Origin of the sequence: Corynebacterium sp. HMSC11E11 (assembly GCF_001807025.1) — a bacterium.
Lineage (GTDB): Bacteria > Actinomycetota > Actinomycetes > Mycobacteriales > Mycobacteriaceae > Corynebacterium > Corynebacterium freneyi.
Genome location: NZ_KV787105.1, coordinates 1 through 1,585 on the forward strand (window position 1 = coordinate 1; position 1,585 = coordinate 1,585).

A 1,585-nucleotide genomic window follows, 5' to 3' on the forward strand; every position below is an offset into this window, starting at 1 on the left:
TCCCGCCCCGTTACCTTGTGAGTGTCCCCGATAATGGGGATAGTCGCTGGTCCCGGTATGGCTTACCTGCCCTGTAGTTTCCATAATCCGGGGGGTGTTGCCGCCGGGTGCCAGGACTTTCGATGACAGCTGATAGGGACACGGCCAGTTTTAAACTAGGTCTCTTTGTAACGTGGGTGCTTGCAACGAAGGTCATGACACCAGCGACTGGAACAACGCCATACCCATCTCGTTTTCTAGGAGCTCATCATGTCTCCGGAGCATTCCATCGACATATTCCTTGGGTTAGACGTCGGCAAATCTGAACACCACGCCTGCGCCTTAGACCGTGATGGCAACAAGGTCTTCGACAAACCGTTGCCTCAACTCGAATCCGAACTAGCAGGCGTTTTTCACCAGCTTCAGAAGCTTGGCACCGTGCTCGTGATCGTCGACCAACCCAACACCATCGGCGCACTACCGATTGCTGTAGCCCGGGACTGCGGTTGCGAAGTCGGATACCTGCCAGGTCTTGCGATGCGCAAAGCTGCAGATCTCTATCCGGGACGTGCAAAAACAGACAAACGCGACGCATTCATCATCGCCGACACCGCCCGCACAATGCCCCACACGCTACGTGCCGTCGACCGCAATGATGAGGTACTCTCCGCCCTAAAGATGCTGTCCGGCTTCGATGATGACATCGCCCGCGATTGCACTCGCACTGTCAATCGGCTTCGCAGTGTCCTCACCCAGATCTACCCCAGCCTGGAACGAGTTTTTGCTGGTAGCACCCTGACTCGCACGCCGATCCTGGAATTATTGATCCATTACAAGGGACCGCAGGGGCTAAAAAGAGCCGGATACCAACGAGTGTTGAACTGGATGATCAAGCGCACACGTAAAGACCCCACCCCGCTGGTAGACGACATTTTTACAGCGCTGAAAGCTCAAACAGTCACCGTGCCTGGAAGCGATGCCGCCGAGTTAGTAATTCCTCAACTGGCTGCAAACATCCAGGCCCTCAAAGAGCAACGAAACACCATTGCTGAGCAGGTTGAAGAGATGCTCGCTGATTTCCCTCTTTGTGAGGTCTTGATGAGTATGCCCGGAGTCGGCATCAAGACCGCAGCGCAGATCCTTCTTGCGATCGGTGATGGCTCCGACTTCGCTAGTGCTGGCCACTTAGCTGCTTATGCTGGAATAGCACCCGTGACTAGACGATCCGGTTCGTCGATCAGAGGTGAATTCCCGGCACGGTCAGGCAATAAACGACTGAAAAACGCCTTGTTCTACTCCGCATTCGCAGTTATCCGCAGCCACGAACCGTCACGGCGGTATTACGAACGCAAACGCGCTGAAGGAAAACGCCACAACGCAGCAGTCATCTGCCTGGCACGACGCCGATGCAATGTCATCTACGCGATGCTGAAAAACAAGGAGTTCTTCCGCGAAATCCCGCCACGCCCCGTCGCCGCATAAAGCCCCAAAGACGAAGCCGACCAGCACACGCTGGCCGGCTCCTAGGCACGCCTAAGAAACTACTCCCAAGACTGTGCTCGTCAACATCGGTCTGGCACTTGACAAAAACATAGGGACACCCCCC

Annotated in this window: 1 protein-coding gene; it reads left to right on the forward strand. The window is 55.4% G+C overall.

The features are described 5' to 3' along the window. The first annotated feature begins 249 nt into the window (after nucleotides 1-249). Complete coding sequence (locus HMPREF3121_RS12040; protein WP_011273191.1) at nucleotides 250-1,461, forward strand: IS110 family RNA-guided transposase; 1,212 nt, start codon at nucleotides 250-252, stop codon at nucleotides 1,459-1,461. Nucleotides 1,462-1,585: the final 124 nt, after the last annotated feature.

Coding starts and splice junctions, on each gene's coding strand:
- HMPREF3121_RS12040 (WP_011273191.1), top strand. CDS start 250: ATGTCTCCGGAGCATTCCATCGACATATTCCTTGGGTTAGACGTCGGC.